Origin of the sequence: Bacillus sp. z60-11 (assembly GCF_046464135.1) — a bacterium.
GTDB classification, from domain to species: Bacteria; Bacillota; Bacilli; order Bacillales; family Bacillaceae; genus Bacillus; species Bacillus sonorensis_A.
Window position 1 is genome coordinate 790,994 of sequence record NZ_JBIYSN010000001.1, and the last position, 22,318, is coordinate 813,311.

The 22,318-nt window shown below is 47.1% G+C and carries 24 protein-coding genes; all 24 read left to right on the forward strand.

Annotated elements, in window-relative coordinates; all coding sequences use genetic code 11:
• Positions 1-26 precede the first annotated feature (26 nt).
• From fliF to ACINLD_RS04270, 24 genes are read left to right on the forward strand one after another with little or no spacing between them, the layout of a single operon-like run.
• A complete protein-coding gene (gene fliF / locus ACINLD_RS04155) occupies positions 27-1,628 on the forward strand; it encodes a flagellar basal-body MS-ring/collar protein FliF (protein ID WP_026586962.1) in 1,602 nt (533 codons plus the stop codon).
• Between the two features lie 13 nt (positions 1,629-1,641).
• On the forward strand, positions 1,642-2,658 hold the full coding sequence (gene fliG / locus ACINLD_RS04160) for a flagellar motor switch protein FliG (RefSeq protein ID WP_026586963.1): 1,017 nt from the start codon (positions 1,642-1,644) through the stop codon (positions 2,656-2,658).
• Positions 2,642-3,412: a flagellar assembly protein FliH gene (gene fliH, locus ACINLD_RS04165; protein WP_077736845.1), complete on the forward strand. Its 771-nt coding sequence runs from the start codon at positions 2,642-2,644 to the stop codon at positions 3,410-3,412. The genes fliG and fliH overlap by 17 nt, the downstream gene beginning before the upstream one ends.
• Before the next feature lie 5 nt (positions 3,413-3,417).
• Positions 3,418-4,725 carry a flagellar protein export ATPase FliI gene (fliI, locus tag ACINLD_RS04170; protein WP_372709739.1) on the forward strand — a complete coding sequence of 436 codons (1,308 nt, stop codon included), beginning with the start codon at positions 3,418-3,420 and terminating at the stop codon, positions 4,723-4,725.
• Positions 4,726-4,727: 2 nt separating this feature from the next.
• Complete coding sequence (gene fliJ / locus ACINLD_RS04175) at positions 4,728-5,177, forward strand: flagellar export protein FliJ (protein WP_026586966.1); 450 nt, start codon at positions 4,728-4,730, stop codon at positions 5,175-5,177.
• A gap of 6 nt (positions 5,178-5,183) precedes the next feature.
• Positions 5,184-5,786 carry a MotE family protein gene (locus ACINLD_RS04180; protein ID WP_026586967.1) on the forward strand — a complete coding sequence of 201 codons (603 nt, stop codon included), beginning with the start codon at positions 5,184-5,186 and terminating at the stop codon, positions 5,784-5,786.
• A 1-nt stretch (position 5,787) separates the two neighbouring features.
• Positions 5,788-7,170 carry a flagellar hook-length control protein FliK gene (locus tag ACINLD_RS04185; protein WP_026586968.1) on the forward strand — a complete coding sequence of 461 codons (1,383 nt, stop codon included), beginning with the start codon at positions 5,788-5,790 and terminating at the stop codon, positions 7,168-7,170.
• The gene (gene flgD / locus ACINLD_RS04190; protein WP_035428069.1) at positions 7,170-7,625 is read left to right on the forward strand and encodes a flagellar hook assembly protein FlgD; all 456 of its coding nucleotides are present in this window, start codon (positions 7,170-7,172) and stop codon (positions 7,623-7,625) included. Before ACINLD_RS04185 ends, flgD begins: the two co-directional genes overlap by 1 nt.
• A gap of 27 nt (positions 7,626-7,652) precedes the next feature.
• Complete coding sequence (gene flgG / locus ACINLD_RS04195; protein ID WP_026586970.1) at positions 7,653-8,447, forward strand: flagellar basal body rod protein FlgG; 795 nt, start codon at positions 7,653-7,655, stop codon at positions 8,445-8,447.
• Between the two features lie 42 nt (positions 8,448-8,489).
• Positions 8,490-8,705, forward strand: coding sequence for a flagellar FlbD family protein (locus tag ACINLD_RS04200; protein ID WP_026586971.1), 216 nt, complete (start codon positions 8,490-8,492; stop codon positions 8,703-8,705).
• Entirely contained in the window at positions 8,702-9,133 is a 432-nt protein-coding gene (fliL, locus tag ACINLD_RS04205) for a flagellar basal body-associated protein FliL (RefSeq protein ID WP_026586972.1), read from the forward strand. The genes ACINLD_RS04200 and fliL overlap by 4 nt, the downstream gene beginning before the upstream one ends.
• A gap of 37 nt (positions 9,134-9,170) precedes the next feature.
• Positions 9,171-10,169, forward strand: a complete 999-nt coding sequence (gene fliM, locus ACINLD_RS04210) for a flagellar motor switch protein FliM (RefSeq protein ID WP_026586973.1) — start codon at positions 9,171-9,173, stop codon at positions 10,167-10,169.
• On the forward strand, positions 10,159-11,289 hold the full coding sequence (gene fliY, locus ACINLD_RS04215) for a flagellar motor switch phosphatase FliY (protein ID WP_026586974.1): 1,131 nt from the start codon (positions 10,159-10,161) through the stop codon (positions 11,287-11,289). Before fliM ends, fliY begins: the two co-directional genes overlap by 11 nt.
• 28 nt (positions 11,290-11,317) lie before the next feature.
• On the forward strand, positions 11,318-11,680 hold the full coding sequence (locus ACINLD_RS04220) for a response regulator (protein WP_026586975.1): 363 nt from the start codon (positions 11,318-11,320) through the stop codon (positions 11,678-11,680).
• Positions 11,681-11,695: 15 nt separating this feature from the next.
• Entirely contained in the window at positions 11,696-12,358 is a 663-nt protein-coding gene (fliZ, locus tag ACINLD_RS04225; protein ID WP_026586976.1) for a flagella biosynthesis regulatory protein FliZ, read from the forward strand.
• Positions 12,351-13,016 carry a flagellar type III secretion system pore protein FliP gene (gene fliP, locus ACINLD_RS04230; protein WP_026586977.1) on the forward strand — a complete coding sequence of 222 codons (666 nt, stop codon included), beginning with the start codon at positions 12,351-12,353 and terminating at the stop codon, positions 13,014-13,016. Before fliZ ends, fliP begins: the two co-directional genes overlap by 8 nt.
• Before the next feature lie 14 nt (positions 13,017-13,030).
• Positions 13,031-13,300, forward strand: a complete 270-nt coding sequence (gene fliQ, locus ACINLD_RS04235; RefSeq protein ID WP_026586978.1) for a flagellar biosynthesis protein FliQ — start codon at positions 13,031-13,033, stop codon at positions 13,298-13,300.
• Positions 13,301-13,307: 7 nt separating this feature from the next.
• Complete coding sequence (gene fliR / locus ACINLD_RS04240; RefSeq protein WP_026586979.1) at positions 13,308-14,087, forward strand: flagellar biosynthetic protein FliR; 780 nt, start codon at positions 13,308-13,310, stop codon at positions 14,085-14,087.
• Complete coding sequence (gene flhB / locus ACINLD_RS04245) at positions 14,087-15,166, forward strand: flagellar biosynthesis protein FlhB (protein ID WP_026586980.1); 1,080 nt, start codon at positions 14,087-14,089, stop codon at positions 15,164-15,166. The genes fliR and flhB overlap by 1 nt, the downstream gene beginning before the upstream one ends.
• A 33-nt stretch (positions 15,167-15,199) precedes the next feature.
• Complete coding sequence (gene flhA, locus ACINLD_RS04250; RefSeq protein ID WP_026586981.1) at positions 15,200-17,236, forward strand: flagellar biosynthesis protein FlhA; 2,037 nt, start codon at positions 15,200-15,202, stop codon at positions 17,234-17,236.
• Positions 17,233-18,336 (forward strand): flagellar biosynthesis protein FlhF, encoded by a 1,104-nt coding sequence (gene flhF, locus ACINLD_RS04255; protein ID WP_026586982.1) that lies wholly within the window; start codon positions 17,233-17,235, stop codon positions 18,334-18,336. The genes flhA and flhF overlap by 4 nt, the downstream gene beginning before the upstream one ends.
• A gap of 2 nt (positions 18,337-18,338) precedes the next feature.
• Entirely contained in the window at positions 18,339-19,223 is an 885-nt protein-coding gene (locus ACINLD_RS04260) for a MinD/ParA family protein (RefSeq protein WP_410206932.1), read from the forward strand.
• Positions 19,220-20,287 (forward strand): chemotaxis response regulator protein-glutamate methylesterase, encoded by a 1,068-nt coding sequence (locus tag ACINLD_RS04265; RefSeq protein WP_026586984.1) that lies wholly within the window; start codon positions 19,220-19,222, stop codon positions 20,285-20,287. The genes ACINLD_RS04260 and ACINLD_RS04265 overlap by 4 nt, the downstream gene beginning before the upstream one ends.
• A gap of 5 nt (positions 20,288-20,292) precedes the next feature.
• Positions 20,293-22,317: a chemotaxis protein CheA gene (locus ACINLD_RS04270; RefSeq protein WP_026586985.1), complete on the forward strand. Its 2,025-nt coding sequence runs from the start codon at positions 20,293-20,295 to the stop codon at positions 22,315-22,317.
• Position 22,318: the final 1 nt, after the last annotated feature.

The window sequence follows — 22,318 nt, forward strand, 5'->3', positions numbered from 1 at the left end:
ATTAGTGTAACTACCGGGGGAGTAAGATGAATCGTACTTTATTGCAAATCAAAACGAAAATAACTGATTTTTGGAAAAATCGATCGAAGTGGCAGAAAATACTGATGATCAGCGTTTTTGCTGCAGCAGTCATTCTTTCTATCGTCATAGGTATTTTGGCCTCAACAAATAAGATGGTTCCGCTCTATAAGGATCTGTCAGCCGAAGAAGCGGGTCAAATTAAACAGGTCCTTGATGAAAAAGGAATACCTTCAGAAGTCGCATCCGACGGTTCCATCATCAAAGTTCCGGAAGAAAATGTCGATTCGCTGAAAGTGGATCTGGCCGCAGAAGGCCTTCCGAAAAGCGGAAGCATCGATTATTCGTTCTTTGGTGAAAATGCCGGCTTTGGGATGACAGACAACGAGTTTGATGTTTTGAAAGTGAAAGCGACCCAAACCGAGCTGACAAATCTCATCAAAGGCATCGACGGCATTAAAGATGCAAAAGTCATGATCAACCTTCCGAAGGATTCCGTTTTTGTCGGAGAAGAAAAGCCGGAAGCTTCTGCTTCAATCGTCCTTCAAGTCAAACCGGGCCATACGCTTGACCAAAGTGAAATCAACGGCCTGTATCACCTCGTATCGAAAAGTGTGCCAAATCTTGATCAGAAAAATATCGTGATTATGGATCAAAATTCGAACTACTATGATCAAAACAGCGAGGGCATCGGCAATTCGTCCGGAAATTCCTACGCTTCACAGCGCGAGGTCAAAGCGCAGATCGAAAAAGATCTTCAAAGACAGGTTCAAAGCCTGTTGGGCACGATGATGGGGCAGGATAAAGTCGCGGTATCCGTCACGACGGACATCGACTTTACGCAGGAAAAACGAACAGAAGACCTGGTTGAACCCGTCGACAAAGAAAATATGGAAGGCATCGTCGTAAGCTCGGAAAAAATCAGCGAAACGTACTCCGGAAACGGGGCACAGGCAGGCGGAGTCAACGGCACCGGTGACGAAGACGTCACAAATTACGCCGAAACGGAAGACGGCAATAATAACGGAGATTATGAAAAAAGCGAAGACCGTCTCAATTATGAAGTCAACCGGATTCATAAAGAAATCGCAGAAAGCCCGTATAAAGTCAGGGATTTAGGGATTCAAGTGTTAGTCGAACCGCCAAATGCGAAAAACCCGGCTTCTTTGACACAAGAGAGACAGGACGATATTAAAAACATTCTGTCTACGATCGTCCGGACATCGCTTGACAAGTCGGAGAATGAACAGCTCACAGACGAAGATCTGCAAAGCAAAATCGTCGTTTCTGTTTCATCGTTTGACGGCAAACAGACAATGGACACGGAAGAGGCGACAGGCGGCATACCGCTTTGGGCTTATATTGCAGGCGGAGCCGGTCTGGTTGCGGCGATCGGCCTTATCATCTGGCTCATCAGACGGCGCAAAAATGCTGATGAAGAGTATGAGGAAGAATGGTATGAAACGCCTCAGGAACCGATCAGAGTGGCAGATGTAAACAATGAGAAAGAGACGGAAGAAAGCGTCAGACGTAAACAGCTTGAAAAAATGGCGAAAGACAAGCCTGAAGAATTCGCCAAATTACTGCGCAGTTGGCTGACTGAGGATTAGGAGGAGTATTGAAATGGCAAAAATGAAACAAGACAGGCTAACAGGCAAACAAAAAGCGGCCATTCTCATGATATCCTTAGGACTTGATGTGTCAGCTTCGGTATACAAGCATTTAACAGATGAAGAGATTGAAAGACTGACGCTTGAAATCTCAAATGTCAGATCTGTATCTCCTGAGAAAAAAGATGAAATCATCCAAGAATTTCATGAAACGGCTATTGCTCAGGAATATATTTCCCAAGGCGGTATTCACTACGCTAAGCAGGTGCTCGATAAAGCGCTTGGCGAAGACAAAGCGGCCAGCATCATCAACCGGCTGACATCGTCGCTTCAAGTCAGGCCGTTTGATTTTGCCAGAAAAGCCGATCCCGAGCAAATTCTGAATTTTATCCAGCATGAGCATCCGCAAACGATCGCGCTGATCCTATCCTACCTGGACCCTGTACAATCCGGACAGATTTTATCAGAACTGAACCAGGATGTGCAGGCGGAGGTGGCGAGGCGGATTGCTGTGATGGACCGGACTTCGCCGGAAATCATCAATGAAGTCGAACAAATTTTAGAACAGAAGCTCTCATCCACCTTCACTCAAGATTACACACAGACCGGCGGCATAGAAGCCGTGGTTGAAGTGTTGAACGGTGTTGACAGGGGAACGGAGAAAACGATTCTCGACGCCCTCGAGATTCAGGATCCGGAACTGGCGGATGAAATCAAGAAACGGATGTTTGTCTTTGAAGATATTGTTACGCTTGATAACCGTGCGATTCAGAGGGTTATCCGCGATGTTGAAAACGACGATCTGCTCCTGTCCCTGAAAGTGGCCAGCGAAGAGGTCAAAGACATTGTCTTCAGCAACATGTCACAGCGTATGGCTGAGACATTTAAGGAGGAAATGGAATTCATGGGACCTGTTCGTCTCCGTGATGTTGAAGAAGCACAGTCCAGAATCGTAAGCGTCATCCGCAGACTTGAAGAAGCGGGTGAGATCGTCATCGCCAGGGGCGGAGGAGATGATATCATTGTCTAAAATTATTAAACAACGATTATCATCGGTCCCGGAACAGAAAAGGCGGACGATTACGTTAAAGGAAGTCAAACGCCCTGTAAACGAGGCTGACCTTGCCGCCGCCGAACCCGATCCGGAACTCCTTCTTCATCATGCCCGGCAGGAAGCAAGCAAAATATATGAAAAGGCGAACGCCGAACATGAACAAATCCGCAGGCAGATTGAAGAGGAAAGAGCCGGCTGGGAGGCAGAGCGGGAAGCCTTGATTGAACAAGCGAAAAAAGAAGGCTTTGAGGCGGGGCTCGAAATGGGAAAACAAGAGGCGCAAAAAGCTTATGAATCCTATTTGGAAGAAGCCAATGCCATCGTCAGGGCAGCAAGGCGGGACTACGAAGAAAAAATTGAGCAATCTGCAGAAGAAATCGTCACGCTTGCCGTTTCTCTGGCCAAAAAAGTATGGAATCAAAAGCCCGATGACAAGGAAGCTTTCACCGACCTTGTCAAACAGGTGCTGTCCGAAATGAAAGAGTTTGATGACATTTCGATTTATGTCGACCCGGACTATTACACAGAAGTTCAAAGCCATAAAAACGAACTCGATGCGCTTCTTCAATACGGTTCCCATCTTGCGATTTATGCCGATGATAAAGCGGCAAAAGGGACCTGCTACGTAGAAACGGCCTTCGGAAGAGTCGATGCAAGCATCGATACGCAATTGGAGCAGCTGAAACAGAAACTGAACACGCTGCTTGAAACGGCGGGTGAAAGCCGGTGAAGCTCATGCCTTTGCTTGAAGCAATCGAAACGGCCGATTCATACAAACGCTACGGAAAAGTCAAACAGGCCGTCGGCTTAATGATCGAATCAAAGGGGCCGGAATGCTCGATCGGCGACGTCTGCAAGATCTATACAAAAGGAGACGGACCGAAAGCCATAAAAGCTGAAGTTGTCGGGTTCAAGGATCAAAACATACTTCTCATGCCATATCTTGAAGCATCAAACATCGCTCCCGGCAGCATTGTCGAAGCGACCGGCGAATCATTAAAGGTCAAGGTCGGCTCCGGGCTGATCGGCCAGGTTGTCGATGCATTCGGCACCCCGCTCGACGGAAGCGCCTTGCCGAAAGGTCTGGCACCTGTTTCAACAGACCAGGCTCCGCCAAATCCGATGAAACGGCCGCCGATCAGAGAAAAAATGGCGGTTGGCGTCAGATCGATTGACAGTCTTTTGACCGTCGGCAAGGGACAGCGCGTCGGCATCTTCGCAGGAAGCGGCGTCGGAAAAAGCACCCTGATGGGAATGATTGCAAGGCAGACGGCTGCGGACCTGAATGTGATCGCCCTTGTAGGAGAGCGGGGCCGGGAAGTCAGGGAGTTTATTGAAAAAGACCTTGGAGAAGAAGGATTGAAGCGTTCGATCGTCGTTGTGGCGACTTCTGACCAGCCCGCACTCATGAGGCTGAAAGCGGCATATACCGCAACGGCAATCGCCGAGTATTTCCGCGACAAAGGGCAAAACGTCATGTTTATGATGGATTCGGTGACAAGGGTCGCCATGGCTCAGAGAGAGATCGGCTTAGCCACGGGCGAACCGCCGACGACGAAAGGTTATACGCCTTCGGTGTTCGCTATTTTACCTAAGCTCTTAGAGAGAACAGGGACGACCGAAAAGGGATCGATCACGGCTTTTTATACAGTTCTTGTCGATGGTGACGACATGAACGAACCGATCGCCGACACCGTCAGAGGGATTTTGGACGGCCATATCGTCCTTGACCGGAATCTGGCGAATAAAGGCCAGTTTCCTGCAGTGAATATTTTAAAAAGCATCAGCAGGGTCATGGCCAACATCGCTGAAAAGGATCACATCAGAGCGGCGAACCGATTCAGGGAGCTGCTGTCAACCTATCAAAATTCGGAGGATCTCATCAACATAGGCGCCTATAAAAAAGGATCTTCCCGCGATATTGATGAAGCCATACAGTTTTATCCAAAGCTGATCAGCTTTCTGAAGCAGGAAGTCGATGAAGCGGCATCCCAGGAAGACAGCATCTCCTTATTAAAGAGTCTTTTAGGAAGTGAGGATTAGGAATGGCTTATTCATTTAAATTTCAAAAGCTGTTGGAGCTTAAAGAAAATGAAAAAGACCAATCATTCGCTGAATATCAACATTCTGTCTCCGAATTTGAAAAGGTAGCGGAAAAGCTCTATGAAAGCATGAACCAAAAGGAAACGCTTGAGAAAAACAAAGAAATCAAGCTGCAGACAGGGATGAGCGTTCAGGAAATGAGACATTATCAGCAGTTTGTCACAAATCTAGAAACGACCATTTACCATTATCAAAAGCTTGTGATGATGAAGCGAAACGAAATGTATGAGAAGCAAAACGATTTGACGGAAAAAAACATTGAACTTAAAAAATTTGAAAAAATGAAAGAAAAACAGTTTGAAATGTATGCAATACAAAACAAAGCAAATGAATTGAAAGAAATGGACGACATCTCCATTGCCCAATTCATGAGTCAAGGAAACCAGGGGTAAAAAGCGATGGCCGAAGAAAAAAAAGCCGGTAAATTTCAGACGTTTTTGTTTGTCGTCGTCATTCCGCTCATCTTTTTAGTCGTTGTAGGGTTCGTCGGGATGTGGCTCTTGGGAGTGAACGTCCAGGATGTGGCCTCCAAAATTCCGGTCGTAAAAGAGCTTGTTAAAAGCGACGATGGGAATAAGGAGAAAGACAGCGCGGCAAAGCAGAAGGAAAATAAAGAGGAAAAGCTCCAAAAGACGATTGATGAACAAAAAAGCGAAATTCAAACATTGACAAGCGACTTGAAAACGAGCGATGAAGAGATCAAACGGCTCAAACAAAAGATCAGCTCGCTGGAAAAAACGGAGAAAGACGCAGCCGAAGATGATAAAAACAGCGCTGATGACCAAAAGGACAGCAAGGTCGTCAAAATCTATCAGAGCATGCCGAGCAATAAAGCTGCAAAGATATTAACCGAATTAAAAGAGCAGGAAGCCATAAAGATTTTAGACGCATTAAACAAAAAGCAAGTGACGGAAATTCTCTCAAAAATGGCTCCTGATAAAGCGGCTCTCTTCACCGAGAAGCTTGCGGAAAATGAAGAAAAAAATGAAGGGGGGGAATAGATTGAAGCTTCTTGATATGCTCTCTTTTAATGCCGCGCCGAAGGCGGATGCCGCATCTGCACAATCAGCAAGGCAGCCATTGGCAGGAACCATCTTTCAAAATGTGTTGCAGAAAGAAAACGGGAGCCTTTCCGCAAGTGAAAATGGAGGAGAAACGTCTTCAGGTAGTCAATTGGAACAGCTGTTACAGGAGCTTGAAAACTGGCTTTCACAAAAGACAGATGGCGCTCTGGACGAAGAATCGCTCAGTTCCCTTCCTCCGCACGGCGGCGTGACCGCTTCCGAAGAGGAGCTGGCAGCTGTCGAACAGCTTTTACATAAAATAAAGACACTGCTTGAGAACACCGGTGAAACAGACGAGGCCGAAGCGGCATTACCCGGCGAGGAAAAACCTGAAACAATAGAGCTTAAGTTGCCTGACAGCCATGTGCTGCACCAAGTTCAGCATCTGCTTACTCAGATCATCCAGGACAACCAGCCGTCGCAAAAAGCAGCACTTGTGGCCGACATCGTTGAAAAGGCGCCGGAGTTTCTTGCCATCCTGCAGTCAAAACCGGGTTCGGAAGAGCTCGTCGGCAAGCTCAAACGCCAGTTTTTCACAACAGATCCGGCTCAGTCAAAGGTCCTGTCCATGTCAAGCGCTGAACTGAAAGGTCTGAAAAGCATTATGGAGCAGATGATGTCCGCAAACTCTGAAACGGGGCAAAAAGATTGGAAGCTGGCCGAAAGTGAGCTGAAAGCGATGCTGATGGGCAAAAAAACCGACGCTCCGCAAGCGGATCAGCGGTTGTCGTTCATGGTTAAAGCGAAAGACGTCCAAGCGGATGAAAAAGCGGTTATCCGCGATCAGCCGGTCCATTCAAACGGACTACTCAGCAGCCAGCACCGGACAAGCCAGACCTTGCTTCAGGGGCTGCAAATGACACAGACTGCTGATGAAGCATCTCAATCTCAGCCGAAAAGTGTTTCAGAGCAAATTTTAAGCTCGTGGAAACAAATGAAGTTTACCCCGTTCGGGAGATCGACCGGCAGTTTTACGATCCGTCTGAATCCTGAAAATCTTGGTTTTATCACGATTAAACTGGTCAAACAGCACGGGATGTTTTCCAGCAAAATCATCGCCTCAACCGATTCAGCGAAAGAGCTTTTGGAACACAATCTCTCGCATCTCAAACAGGCGCTGCCAAACATGTCGGTGCACATCGACCGCTTTGCCGTGGCACACCAAAGCGCGGATCAGACCTTCGGACAGCCGGCTGATGATCAAAAAGGTCAGCAGCAGCAGAAGCAAGATCAGCAGAAAAGCCAAGATAACGAAGATTTCAGAGAGTTTTTGGATGAGTTAATCGAAACCCCGAGCCAGGATAACGAGGAGGAGATCTAATGTCTGAAACAGCGGTTGATGCTAGAACTCAGGTCAGCAGTACAATTGCAAATTCGACGTCGTCCAGTTCCAAAAAAACGACGGAATCATCAATCGGAACCAGTTTGGACAAGGATGCTTTTTTACAGCTTTTGGTCACGCAATTGCAAAATCAAGACCCGACAAATCCGATGGATGACCGCGAATTTATCTCGCAGATGGCGACTTTTTCAAGCCTTGAGCAGCTGACAAATTTAAACTCAACGATGTCAACGTTCGTCGGGCTTCAAGATCCGATGTCCATGTATGTCGGCTGGATTGGCAAAGAAGTCACATTTGAAGGTGACAGCCACGAGGAAAAAACAGCGCTTGTTCAATCTGTCAAAAGTTCTGACGGGCAATACGTGCTCGTGCTTGACGACGGAACCGAAGTCAGCCCATGGAATGTGACAGCGGTAGGAAGTTCTGACAAATAAAAACAAAGTATACAGGGAGGAATAATCATGTTACGTTCACTATACTCAGGAATCAGCGGGATGAAAAACTTTCAAACAAAGCTTGATGTCATCGCCAACAACATCTCTAACATCAATACTTATGGGTATAAGAAAAGCAGGGTTACATTTAAAGATATTGTCAGTCAGGAGCTTTCAGGAGCGACTGCTTCGACTGCGAACAGAGGCTCTGTGAACGGCCAGCAAATCGGGCTCGGTTCCACGATCGGATCGATTGATGTCATTCATACAAATGCCGCACCTGCAACAACAGGCCGCAAACTTGACTTGGCGATTACCAAGGACGGCTACTTCCGCGTCGGAACAGGGGATGAGACGTACTATACAAGATACGGCAACTTCACATTGACTGATCAAGGCGATTTGACGACTGCAGATGGATTGTTCGTATTGACAGCAGACGATCAGAAAATCAATATCCCGCCTGATGAGGCTAAATCATTCAGCATCGGAACCGACGGAACGGTGACTTATGTCGATCAGAATAACAACAACGTGACAGCCGGACAGATTTCTTTGGCGACGTTCAGCAATGCGTCAGGGTTGACTAAAGCGGGCGACAACTTATACCGCGAAAGCTTGAGCTCCGGAGCTCCGCAAATCGTTGCGCCGGGGGAAGGCACATCAGGCGAACTGCAAACAAGTGCGCTTGAAATGTCAAACGTTGACCTTTCAGAAGAATTTTCCGAAATGATTATTTCACAGCGCGGTTTTCAATCCAATGCGAAAATCATTACAACCTCTGATGAAATTCTTCAGGAACTTGTGAATCTGAAGCGATAAGGAGGGAGAGGGCGCCTCTCTGACGGCGCCTTTCAATAAACCATGATCAAAGTGACGCGATTAAACGGACAGCCCTTTATTCTGAATGCGATTTTTATTGAACAAATTGAATGTTTTCCGGATACGACCATCACCTTGTCAAACGGAAAAAAATTTGTTGTCAAAGAAGACGAAGATACCGTTGTAGAAAACATTGTCTCTTTCTATCAAAAAATCCAAATACTTTCTTGTGACCAAAGAATTGAGGAATCTGAATGAATAAAAAACTTCTAGGAATCATGCTGATTATTATTTTGACCATCACTGTGCTGGGAGCCGTTGCTTTCTTTGTCATCAAAGGAAACGCAAGCGGAAAGGATGAAAAGCAGGAACCATCGATCGATGAAGTGGTGGAATCTTCAGTGGAAATCGATGAAATCACCACGAACTTAAAATCTGACAATGTTGTCCGCCTGTCCATCAAGCTTGAAGCCGATTCCAAAAAGGCAAAGGAAGAGCTTGAAAAACGGGATTTCCAAATCAAAGATACGGTGATCTCCCTTTTGGCGAATACAAATGCGGATGACCTTGAAGGAACAAAAGGAAAAGAGCATTTTAAAGAAAAGCTCAAACAAAAAATGAACTCGGAATATATGAAAGAGGGCAAAGTGAAAGAAGTATACATTACCTCCTTTAATCTGCAGTAGGAAAGAGATTTGACAGAACCATGGAGGTGAAAATCAGATGGCAGGAGAAGTGCTCTCCCAAAATGAAATCGATGCATTGCTGTCAGCGATATCGACCGGAGAAATGGATGCCGATGAGCTGAAGAAAGAAGAGGCCGCCAAAAAAGTCAAAGTATATGATTTTAAACGGGCCCTCCGCTTTTCGAAGGATCAGATCCGCAGTCTGACGAGGATTCATGATAACTTTGCAAGGCTTTTAACGACCTACTTTTCGGCGCAGCTGAGAACCTATATCCAGATTTCCGTCAGCTCGGTTGATCAGGTCCCTTACGAGGAGTTCATCAGATCGATTCCAAACATGACGATCCTCAATCTTTTTGAGGTTCATCCTCTTGAAGGAAGGATCATGATGGAGATCAACCCGACCATCGCCTATGCGATGATGGACCGGGTGATGGGCGGGATCGGAACGAGTCATAACAAAATCGACAACATGACGGAAATCGAGACGAAGATCATGTCCAATTTGTTTGAAAGCTGCCTCACGAATTATAAAGATGCGTGGGAGTCGATTGCGGAAATTGAGCCGGAAATGTCCGATTTTGAAGTGAATCCGCAGTTTGTGCAAATGGTCTCGCCTAATGAGACGGTCGTTGTCATTTCGCTGAATACACAAATTGGAGATATTAGCGGGGTCATCAACCTGTGTATCCCGCATGTCGTTCTTGAACCGATCATTCCGAAGCTTTCCGTCCATTATTGGATGCAATCAGACAGAATTGAACCAAAGCCGGAGGAAACAAAGTCGATTGAAAAGCGGATCATGACGGCCCGGATCCCAATTGTCGCAGAACTCGGATCATCGGAACTAACCATTGAAGAGTTTTTGAGTTTAGAAATTGGAGATTGTATCACTTTGGACAAATCAGTAGCAGAACCTCTTACTGTTTTGGTCGGAGATAAACCGAAATTTCTAGGACAAGCCGGCCGAATGAATCGAAAAACTGCGATTCAAATTCTAGATCACGACATAAGAGGTGAAGAATATGGAGAATAACAATAAGTTATCACAGGATGAAATTGATGCGCTGCTTAAAGGCGGCGATGACAATAATGGGGAGCAGCCGGAATCAGGATTGTCCCTGATGGAACAAGATACGATCGGGGAAATCGGAAATATTTCCTTTGGGAGCTCTGCAACAGCTTTGTCCACTTTGTTGAACCAAAAAGTCGAAATCACGACACCGACCGTATCGGTGATCGAAAAAAGCCATTTGAACGATGAGTTTCCGCACCCCTATGTATCGATCGGTGTGAGCTATACGGAAGGCTTTTCAGGCAACAATCTTCTCGTCATCAAACAGGAAGACGCAGCCGTCATCGCCGACTTGATGATGGGCGGAGACGGGGCGAATGCTGATCCGTCTCTTGGCGAGATTCATTTAAGCGCCGTCCAGGAAGCGATGAACCAAATGATGGGCTCAGCGGCGACTTCGATGTCAACCGTGTTCAGCAAGAAGATTGATATTTCGCCGCCTGAGGTTGATCTTCTTGATGTAAAGGAAGGGGAAGGAACAGACCATATTCCTAAAGAGGATCCGCTTGTCAAAGTATCCTTCAGATTGAAAGTCGGAGATCTGATTGACTCGCACATTATGCAGCTTTATCCGCTCACCTTTGCAAAAGATCTGATTGACGAATTGACGAATCAGGAAAGCGGTGAGCAGCCTGTAGAGGAACAGGTAGTGCCGGAGCAGGCACCGCCTGTACAGGATTCAGCCGCGCCTCAGCCTTCGCCGGCTCCGAAAAAAGAACCCGCTCCTAAACGGCAGGGTACGGCGAAAGTATCCGAACCTGTTCAGGTCACACCGGCTGAGTTTGCTTCATTTGATTCCCAGCCTGAAGCACAGCCGCACCTCAACAACCTTGACATGCTCATGGACATTCCTTTATCCGTGACGGTCGAGCTTGGCAGAACAAGCCGCAGCGTCAAAGAGGTGCTGGAGCTGTCAACCGGCAGCATCATTGAGCTTGACAAGCTGGCCGGAGAACCGGTTGACATCCTCGTCAACCAGCGTGTTGTCGCCAAAGGGGAAGTCGTTGTCATCGATGAGAACTTCGGTGTCAGGGTGACAGACATTTTAAGTCAGGCGGAACGAATCAATAAATTAAGATAACAACAGATTGAATGAAGGAGAGATTAAGATGGCTTACAAGATTTTAGTAGTTGATGATGCAGCATTTATGAGAATGATGATTAAAGATATTTTGGTGAAAAACGGGTTTGAAGTGGTCGCCGAAGCTCAAGACGGAGCGCAGGCCGTAGAAAAATATAAAGAGCATACGCCGGATTTGGTGACAATGGATATCACCATGCCGGAAAAAGACGGAATCACCGCTCTGAAAGAAATCAAGGAAATCGATCCTCAGGCAAAAATCATCATGTGTTCTGCAATGGGTCAGCAATCAATGGTTATCGACGCCATCCAGGCGGGGGCGAAAGACTTTATCGTCAAACCGTTCCAGGCTGACCGCGTGATGGAAGCGATCAATAAAACGCTGAGCTAAAGGGTGTACAACTTGTTGAAGAAATCTTTTATTATCACAGCCGGCATTTGCCTTCTGCTTTGTTTCGCAATGCCTCATCCTTTCGCTTTTGCCGAGGAGTCCGGCGATCAGACGGTTGATCAGCTGTTTAAGAAAGATGCAGGCGAACTCAAGGAAAAAGACAAAACAGAGCAAAAAAGCAGCGATTCCAAGAAGGAAGAGGCGGAGAGCAATCCCCCGTCTCCTTCCGTTTCCATATTTGATTTTGTCAAAATGATCGGCGCCCTGCTGTTCGTGATTTTTCTGATTTACGCTCTGGTTAGGTTTGTGAACAAACGAAACCGCCTGTTAAAACCTTTTCAGCATGTCGAAAACATCGGCGGCACTTCACTCGGGCAAAACAAATCCGTACAGCTCGTAAAAGTAGGAAACAGGGTGCTTGTCGTCGGCGTCGGGGAAAATATTCAGCTTTTAAAAGAGATCGATGATGAAAAGGAATGCGAAGACATCCTCAAACAGCACGAGGCTGCGATGAACAGTAAGATTGAATGGCAGAAATGGGTGGAGCAAGTCAAAGTTCCGGGCGTGCAAAAAAAAGGTGTCAAAGCTTCTTTTTCTGAATCATTAAAAGCGCAGCTTGCGGAATTGAAACAAAATCATGCAAAAGGCAGAAAGAAAGGCCAAAATCAACATGAATGAGTTTATTGATCTATTTAATTCAAGCGATGCGGCAAATGTCAGCACAAGCGTCAAGCTCTTGCTGCTTTTAACAGTATTTTCGATCGCTCCGGGCATCTTGATTCTGATGACGTGTTTTACAAGGATTGTCATCGTGCTTTCCTTTGTGCGGACATCGCTGGCGACGCAGTCGATGCCGCCAAACCAGGTGCTGATCGGACTTGCGTTATTTTTAACGTTTTTCATTATGGGGCCGACGTTTTCAGAAATAAACAAAGAAGCGCTGACCCCTTTAATGGACAACAAAATTACGTTGGATGAAGCGTACACGAAAGCTGAAGCTCCGATTAAACAATTTATGAGCAAGCATACGAGGCAGAAGGATTTGGCTTTGTTTATGAATTATGCCAATAAGAAAACGCCTGAAAAGGTTGAAGATATTCCGCTTTCAACGTTGGTTCCCGCGTTTGTCATCTCAGAATTGAAGACCGCGTTTCAAATGGGATTTATGATTTTTATTCCGTTTCTGGTAATCGATATGGTCGTGGCCAGTGTTTTGATGTCAATGGGGATGATGATGCTTCCGCCAGTCATGATTTCGCTGCCGTTTAAGATATTGCTTTTTGTCCTTGTGGACGGCTGGTATTTAATCGTTAAATCATTGCTGCAAAGCTTTTAGAGTAGGTGCTAAACATGAATTCAGAATTTGTTATATCGATAGCTGAAAAAGCGGTATACGTGACATTGCTCATCAGCGGGCCGCTGCTTGTGCTCGCTCTGGCGGTAGGGCTGATCGTCAGTATTTTTCAGGCAACGACTCAAATACAGGAACAGACTCTTGCATTTATACCGAAAATTGTCGCCGTCTTGGTGGGGCTCGTCATTTTTGGACCGTGGATGCTGTCGACGATTTTGTCTTTTGCGACCGAGCTGTTCTCCAATTTAAATCGTTTTGCAGGGTAGTTTTCAGATGATGTCAATTATTGAATCATTTCCAGCCTTTTTACTTGTGTTTGTCAGAGTGTCTGCCTTTTATGTCACGGTGCCTCTATTTTCTTATCGGACAATTCCGGCCGTTCATAAAATAGGTTTTGCATTTTTTCTGGCGATTGTCAGTTTCAGTACGATTGAAAAGCCTCCCCAGCTAGATATTGACGCATTTTTTATGCTTTTGATCATGAAGGAGGCGCTTGTCGGACTTCTGCTCGGCCTGATTGCCTACATGATGATTTCCGCCGTTCAAATCGCCGGATCATTCATTGATTTTCAAATGGGATTCGCCGTGGCAAATGTCATCGATCCGCAGACAGGAGCGCAAAGCCCTCTGGTCGGCCAGTTTTTGTATACGCTGGCCCTGCTTTTCATGCTGAGCCTGAATGCGCACCATCTGCTGCTTGACGGGATTTACTACAGTTATCAATACATCCCGGTCGACCGTCTGGCGTTGGGATTTGGGGATGAAGCATTCCCGGAGTTTATCGCGAAAAGCTTCAACACGATGTTCATTACGGCTTTTCAATTGGCTGCACCTGTTGTCGCCTGTTTGTTTTTAGTCGATCTGGCACTCGGAATTGTCGCAAGAACGGTGCCGCAGCTGAACGTATTTGTCGTCGGTCTTCCTTTGAAAATCGCGGTCACCTTTATCATGCTCATCATCTTTATGTCCGTCATGTTCAGCATGATTCAGCACGTATTTGAGTTTGCCATTCGGACGATGAGAGATCTATTAAGTTTGCTTGGGGTGGCATGATGAAGCTGACGTTGGATTTGCAATTTTTTGCAGGGGAAAAAACAGAAAAAGCGACGCCGAAAAAACGGCGCGAGACGAGAAAAAAAGGACAGGTTGCCAAAAGCGCGGATGTCAATACAGCGGTCACACTCCTGATCGTCTTTATGTCCTTCTTATTTATCGGTCCGCTGATGAGAGACCGCTTGCTCGGCCTGATTGAGAGGTTTTTTAGAGACATGCTCACCATGAAGATTACGGCCGGCAATATACCGGGGCTATTTACGGAGCTGGCGCTGGAAGCAGGCCTTCTCATGGCTCCGGTCATGCTGACGGCTCTCATCTCAGGCGTTTTAAGCAACTATTTGCAAGTCGGGTTTTTATTTGCACCGGAAGCGGTGAAGCCCGATTTGAAAAAGCTCGATCCGCTCAAAGGGTTTAAGCGGATCTACAGCATCAGGGCGATCGTAGAACTATTAAAATCCATTTTGAAAATCGCCGTCGTCGGCAGTGTGACATTCGCCGTTTTGTGGCTGAACTTTGACAAGATTCTCAGAATCCCGCTTTTGTCACCGGGGGAGACATTGTCATATGTCGGCTGGCTCACCTTTTTAATGGGCGTTTCGGCAGCGGTGGCGCTGATTTTTCTCGCACTGCTCGATTATCTCTATCAGAAGTTTGATTATGAGAAAAACATTCGAATGTCCAAACAGGATATTAAAGATGAGTATAAAAAAACGGAAGGCGATCCGCTGATTAAATCCAAGATTAAGCAAAAACAAAAAGAAATGGCGATGCGCCGCATGATGCAGGAGGTTCCGAAGGCCGACGTCATCATTACGAACCCGACCCACTACGCCATCGCCCTTAAATATGACGAAGGCAAAATGGATGCGCCGTTTATCATCGCAAAAGGCGTCGACCTCATGGCGCAGAAAATCAAGCAGATTGCCAAAGAGCATGACGTCATGATGGTCGAGAACAGACCGCTGGCGAGAGCCCTCTATGATCAGGTGGAAATTGATCAGGCCGTTCCCGAGGAATTTTTTAAGGCCGTTGCTGAAATCCTGGCCTATGTATATAAAACAAAGCAAAAAATCTAGTGAATTTTTTAGTTTTAAAAGGAGAGAAACAGCATGTCTGCAAGAGATTTATCTATTTTATCCGGCGTTGTCCTCATCGTGGCAATGCTTATCATTCCCTTTCCAACATGGATGTTAAGCATTTTAATTATCGTTAATATTTCTCTTGCGTTAATCGTGCTTCTCACCACAATGAACATGCAAGAACCGCTGCAATTTTCGATTTTTCCTTCTTTATTGCTGCTGCTTACCCTGTTTCGTTTAGGGCTGAACGTATCGACAACCCGTTCGATTTTGTCGAACGGTGATGCCGGGAAAGTCGTCGAAACATTCGGGTCTTTCGTCGTCGGCGGCAATGTTTTAGTCGGTCTCGTCGTTTTCATCATCTTGATCATCATCCAATTCATCGTCATTACAAAAGGGGCCGAGCGGGTTTCCGAAGTTGCTGCGAGATTTACGCTCGATGCCATGCCGGGAAAACAGATGAGCATCGATGCCGATCTGAACGCCGGTATGGTGACCGAACAGGAAGCGAAAGTCCGCCGGGAAAAAGTGGCCCGGGAAGCGGATTTCTACGGAGCGATGGACGGTGCCAGCAAATTCGTCAAAGGGGATGCGATCGCCGGGATCATCATCGTTCTCATCAACGTCCTTTTCGGGATCATCATCGGCATGCTGCAGAAACAGATGAGCATACAGGATGCTGCATCACATTTTACGCTCTTGTCCGTTGGGGATGGAATCGTATCACAGCTCCCCGCGCTTCTGATCTCAACAGCGACGGGTATCGTCGTCACAAGGGCTGCATCAGAAGGGAATCTTGGCCACGATATTACAGGCCAGCTGTTTGCTTATCCGAAGCTCTTGTATGTCACAGCCGGAACGATTTTCTTATTGGGTCTGTTCACACCGATCGGCATTCTGCTGACCGGGCCTTTGGCACTCCTCCTCGCGTTTGGCGCCTACATGCTTTCTAAAGCCGGAGATGAAAAGGAAAAAGAGGAAGATATCTTAGAGGAAGAAGCGGAAGTGGATGAATTGAAAAGTCCGGAAAGCGTCGTTCATCTGCTTGATATCGATCCGATCGAATTTGAATTCGGCTACGGACTGATCCCTCTCGCAGATACGAATCAAGGCGGGGATCTTTTGGACCGAATCGTGATGATCAGGCGGCAGCTCGCCATCGAGCTCGGTCTCGTGATTCCGGTCGTCAGGATCAGGGATAACATCGCCCTGCAGCCGAATGAGTACAGGCTGAAAATCAAAGGAAACGAAGCAGCCAAAGGCGAGCTTCTCCTCGATCACTTTTTGGCGATGTCGCCGACTGGTGAGGATGATCAAATCGAAGGGATTGATACGGTTGAGCCATCCTTTGGGCTTCCGGCTAAGTGGATTTCCGAATCTCAAAAAGATCAGGCTGAAATGCTCGGGTACACGGTCGTTGATCCGGCTTCAGTCGTGTCGACACATATTACCGAACAAGTGAAAAAGCACGCCCATGAACTGATTGGCAGACAGGAAACAAAGCAGCTGATCGACCATTTGAAAGAGTCGTATCCTGTTTTGGTCGAAGAAGTGACGCCGAACCCGCTGTCTGTCGGTGATATTCAAAAAGTACTGGCTAAACTGCTCAAAGAAAAAGTGTCCATCCGCAATCTGGTGACGATTTTTGAAACCTTGGCGGACTATGGAAAGCTGACGACAGATTCAGACATGCTGACAGAGTATGCAAGGCAGTCTCTTGCCAAGCAGATCACAGCCCAATATGCAAAGGAAAACGAGACACTGAAAGTGGTGACCTGCTCGGGACGGGTTGAAAAGGCCGTCGCCGAAGGTATCCAGCAGACCGAACACGGCAACTATCTGTCTCTTGAACCGGCAGTATCCGAAAATATCATTCAATCTGTCGCAAGGGAAATCGAACAGCTTTCATTAAGACAGGAAATGCCGATTCTGCTATGCTCGCCGCCAGTCAGAATGTATGTCAAACAGCTCTTGGAGCGATATTTCCCTGATCTGCCGGTTCTTTCATATAACGAACTGGAGGCCAATGTTGAAGTTCAAAGTATCGGGGTGGTGGATATTCAATGAAAATCAAAAAGTTTGTAGCTGGTTCCATGCAGGAAGCCACAAAGCAAATAAGACAAGAGCTCGGAAATGACGCCGTGATCCTCAACTCCAAAAAGATCCAAACGAGAAAGTTTCTCGGTCTGGTCAAAAAGCCGGGCGTTGAAGTGATCGCTGTTGTTGACCAAGACTTTTCCGATTCGCCAAAACCGCTCGAGAAACCGAAAGCTGCTTTCCCAGAACAAAGCTTTACACCTGTAAAGTCTGATTTGGCAGACCAGGTCAAAGAGCTAAAACAACTGCTTGAAGTGCATCGGCATGACGAACCAGTTGATGTGTTGCCAGAGCCGCTGAAAAAAGCGGACCGGCTTCTCGCAAAGCAAGGTGTATCAACCGCCATCCGCACGAAAGCGTTGGGTGATTTAATCAGCACCCCTTTAAAAAACGGTGAACAGTGGACGGAAGAACAGGTGCTTCACCGCTTGACAGACGCTTTAGCCGAGCTTCTGCCTGAAAATCCTGAGAAAGATATGATCATTCGTTCACAGTATGTCGTCCTGTTCGGCCCGACCGGGGTCGGCAAAACGACGACATTGGCCAAGCTTGCCGCTACATCTGTACTGGAAGAACAAAAAAGAATCGCCTTTATTACGACAGATACATACAGGATTGCGGCCGTCGACCAGTTGAAAACGTATGCCGAGCTTCTGAATGCTCCGCTTGAAGTGTGCTATACGAAAGAGGAATTTCAAGCAGCACAGCAAAAATTTGCCGATTTCGATCATGTGTTCATCGATACAGCGGGCCGCAATTTCAAAGATGGACAATACGTCAGGGAGCTGCAGGAGACCATTCCGTTTGAACGGAAGATTCAGGCGTTTCTCGTCCTGTCTGCAACAAGCAAATATGAGGATATGAAAGAACTGATCAGACAGTTTTCCAGCGTCCCAATCGACCATTTGATTTTCACGAAAGTGGATGAAACCGATTCATTGGGGAGCGTCATGAATCTGCTGGCTGAATCGAGAATCGGTCTCGGCTATATGACAAACGGCCAAAACGTTCCGGAAGATATCCGCTGCTTGTCAAACGCATCTTTTGTCAGACTGCTTACGGGGTGTTGAATATGGATCAGGCAGAAAGCTTACGAAAACGAATGGAAGAGCGCCTTTTCGAGCCGCCCGCCGTGTATCGAAAAAAAGCGAAAACACTGGCTGTGATCAGCGGCAAGGGAGGCGTGGGAAAGTCCAATCTATCGCTGAATACGGCGCTGGCACTTTCAGAAAAAGGAAAAAACGTCCTTTTGATCGATCTTGATGTCGGAATGGGGAACATCGACATCCTGATCGGCCGGCAGTCTCTTTACACCATGATGGATGTATTGAATCAAAAAATGCCTTTTGACCGCGCTGTCTCTACAGGTCCGAAGGGGGTTCGATATATTGCGGGCGGGACGGGGCTGAACACGCTGTTCGAATTAAGCCGTGAGAAATGGTCGTTTTTTCTTCAGGAACTGTCAGCTGTTATGGGGGATTTTGACCATGTGCTGTTTGACATGGGAGCGGGATTGTCAAAAGACCAGCTGCCCTTCGTCCTTGCAGCCGACGAAATCCTGGTTGTCACCACGCCTGAGCCGACATCCATTATGGATGCCTACAGTGCAATCAAGCATCTGGCGCTGACCCGGCAGAAGCTGCAGATGAAGGTCGTTGTCAACCGCTGCACAAGCCAAAAGGACGGAATATCCGCTTTTCTGCGCCTTTCCAAAACAGTAAACGCGTTTTTGCAGGAAAACCTGGCATACGCAGGACCGATTCCTGAGGATTCGATCGTCTCAAAAGCCGTTGTGGAGCAGCTTCCGTTTCTGATGAAGAATCCGCGCTCAAAACCGAGCAGGGCGGTTTACCTTTTGGCAGATTCGCTGCTTGAGGACGACAACAAGGATCCCGGTGAAACTCGGTCGTTTATCGATAAATTATCTTCATTTTTGAGGAGGGGCAATGCAACATGATTCGTGTTCTTGTCGTTGATGACTCTGCTTTTATGAGAAAAATGATCACCAAGTTTTTAACAACCAATCATCAGATTGCTGTGGCAGGAACGGCAAGAAACGGAGAGGAAGCGCTCCAAAAAATAAAGGAGCTCCGTCCGGATGTGGTTACGCTAGACATGGAAATGCCTGTGATGAACGGAAAAGAAACATTGAAAAGGATCATGGCTGACGACCCTCTACCCGTCGTCATGGTATCGAGCCTGACGCAGCAGGGGGCGGAAATCACGATTGAATGTCTTGAGCTCGGGGCGGTTGATTTTGTCGCGAAGCCTTCAGGATCCATTTCCATCGACCTGTACAAAGTAAGGGACACCATGATTGAAAAGGTGGTGACGGCCGGACGGGCGAAGGTGAAAGCCCGCCCTGCACCGCTGCCAATGAAGGCAGAGCCCGCGTCAGGTTCGATGAATATCAATAATCCGACACGTTCGCCCGCTGCAAAGCAGCTTGTTTGCATCGGTACATCAACAGGGGGACCGAAAGCGCTGCAAAGAGTGCTTCCTAGGCTTCCCAAAACCATGAAGGCGCCTGTTTTTGTTGTTCAGCATATGCCCGCGGGGTTTACGGCCTCATTGGCAAACAGGCTGAACCACCTCTCTGAAGTAACCGTGAAGGAGGCTGAAGACGGTGAGAGAGCGAAAAACGGCTGGGTCTATATTGCCCCCGGAGGGAAAAACATGTCCGTGCGTCTTGATATGGGCGAATTGGTGATTTCCCTCGATAACCGCGATACAGCCAGCCGCCATAAACCATCTGTCGACTATCTGTTCAACTCGCTGGCATCGCTCAGAGACTTTGAAAAAATCGCCGTCATCATGACTGGAATGGGAAGCGACGGGACGGAAGGCGTCAAAGGCCTTTTGACGCACGGAGGAGGAAAGGTGATTGCCGAATCTGCCGAATCGTCCGTCGTATTCGGGATGCCAAAGGCAGTCATCAACACCGGACTTGCGGATGAGATCAAACATGTTGATGAAATTGCTGCAGCTATTATGACTTATATGAAAAAAGAGAGGGCGTGACTCATATGGAGATGAACCAATATTTAGACGTCTTTATTGAAGAAAGTAAAGAACATTTGCAAACCTGTAATGAAAAATTGCTCGAACTCGAAAAAAATCCATCAGATCTGCAGCTTGTCAACGATATTTTCCGAGCGGCTCACACCTTAAAAGGAATGAGCGCGACAATGGGCTATGAAGATATGGCTCATTTAACACACAGCCTTGAAAATGTGCTGGACGCCATCCGCAACGAGGAGATGACCATTACCTCAGACTGGATGGATGTCATGTTTGAAGCGCTCGATGATCTGGAAGCAATCGTCCTTTCGATCATTGACGGCGGCGACGGCAAAAGGGATGTCTCCGAAGTCTGCGCCAAGCTCGATGTAACCGGGGCTAACAAAGAAACAGCAGCAGCGGTTGAAACAGCCGCTGCCGAATCCTCCGGCGCGAAATGGACTTATGACGAATTTCAGCGAACAGTCATAGCCGAAGCGGAAGAGCAGGGCTTTACATGCTATGAAATTGCCGTTTCCCTTAAAGAGGACTGCCTCTTAAAAGGTGTGCGCGTGTATATGGTGTTCGAGCAGCTGAATGAAATCGGCGAGGTCGTCAAAACGATTCCGGAGACGGAAGTCCTTGAAGCCGAAGATTTCGATTCAGAATTCAACATCTGCTTTTTAAGCAAACAAAAAGCAGACGAGATTTTCAGCAAAATAAACAGCGTTTCCGAAATCGAGAAAATAGAAGTAACGGAGCTGAAAAACGACTTTTCGGCAGCAGAACAACAGAATCCCGCTCCTGATAAAGCAGACGCTCCCAAAGAGAAGGTAGAAAAGCCGAAAAAAGCAAAACAGGCGCAAGACAAAAAAGAAGCGGCAAAACCGGCCGCAGGCGGCGGAACGAAAACGATCCGCGTCAACATTGACCGCCTCGATTCTTTAATGAACCTGTTCGAAGAACTTGTCATTGACAGGGGGCGCTTAGAGCAAATCGCCAAAGAGCTGGAACACGGCGAATTAACGGAAACCGTCGAACGGATGACAAGAATTTCCGGAGATTTGCAGTCGATCATTCTCAATATGAGAATGGTGCCGGTCGAAACGGTGTTCAACCGATTCCCGCGCATGGTCCGCCAGCTGACGAAGGAATTAAACAAAAAGATTGAACTTACCATTTTCGGAGCGGAAACAGAACTTGACCGTACAGTTATCGATGAAATCGGCGACCCGCTCGTCCATCTGTTGAGAAACAGCCTTGACCACGGGATTGAAGCGCCTGAAGTCAGGGTCAAAAACGGAAAGCCTGAAACAGGCCAAGTCCGCCTGAAAGCCTACCATAGCGGAAACCATGTCTTCATCGAAGTAGAGGATGACGGTGCGGGCATCAACCGTAAAAAAGTGCTGGAAAAAGCGCTTGAGCGCAATGTCATTACTGAACGTGAAGCGGAAACCATCGAAGACCACGAGATCGATGCGCTGATTTTTGCGCCGGGATTTTCAACGGCCGATCAAATCTCCGATATTTCCGGACGCGGCGTCGGATTGGACGTTGTCAAGAGCAAGCTTGAATCACTTGGCGGATCTGTCAGCATCAAATCTAGCGAAGGCGAAGGATCGCTCTTTTCGATTCAGTTGCCGCTGACACTATCCATCATATCCGTGCTGTTAGTCAAGCTTGAAAAAGAAACGTTCGCGATCCCGATTTCTTCTATTATAGAAACGGCTGTCATCGACAAGAAGGACATCCTTCAGACGCATGACCGCGAAGTCATTGATTTCAGGGGCCATATCGTGCCGGTGGTTTACCTGAAAGAGCAGTTTAAAGTCGAGGATTCTTCAGATGATCTTGATCAGCTTCATGTCATCGTCGTGAAGAAAGGAGACAAGCTGACGGCCTTTGTTGTCGACTCCTTTATCGGCCAGCAGGAAGTCGTATTAAAATCACTGGGTGATTATTTAACAAATGTCTTTGCCATTTCTGGTGCGACGATTTTGGGAGACGGACAAGTTGCCCTGATCATCGATTGCAACGCCCTTATTAAATAGA